Here is a 402-nt window from a genome sequence, read left to right on the forward strand (position 1 = left end):
GAACTGGGGCGGTATAGATCGCGCTGGTTTCGCCAGCTTTAACGGTGACGGTGCCGCCGTTGCTCAACTTGACGGTCAAATCATCCTTCAACGCCTGGTTGAGGGTGATGGTGAAGGTCGGATTGGCGTTTTCAAACACAGGACCGTTGCCAGCGATGCTGACTGTCACGGTGTCGGTGGTGTCGTTGATCTGCACCACGCCCGGTTCTTTGCTCAGTTGCAGGTCTTCGAAGGCCTGATCCTTCACGGTTGCGCTGTCGATGGTGACGCTCAGCGGGCCGCCGTCTTTGTAGACGTCATCGCCCTGGATTGGCGCGGTGTAAATCGCCGAAGTCTCACCGGCTTTGACGGTGACGGTGCCGCCGTTGCTCAACTTGACGGTCAAATCATCCTTCAACGCCT

Annotated in this window: 1 protein-coding gene; it reads right to left on the bottom strand. The window is 57.7% G+C overall.

Features of this window, described 5'->3' with window-relative positions:
- The coding region (locus tag NR126_RS28520) for an immunoglobulin-like domain-containing protein (protein ID WP_256832500.1) at window positions 1–402 on the bottom strand (402 nt) is incomplete at both ends.

Origin of the sequence: Pseudomonas sp. Pse1 (assembly GCF_024519635.1) — a bacterium.
Taxonomy (GTDB): domain Bacteria; phylum Pseudomonadota; class Gammaproteobacteria; order Pseudomonadales; family Pseudomonadaceae; genus Aquipseudomonas.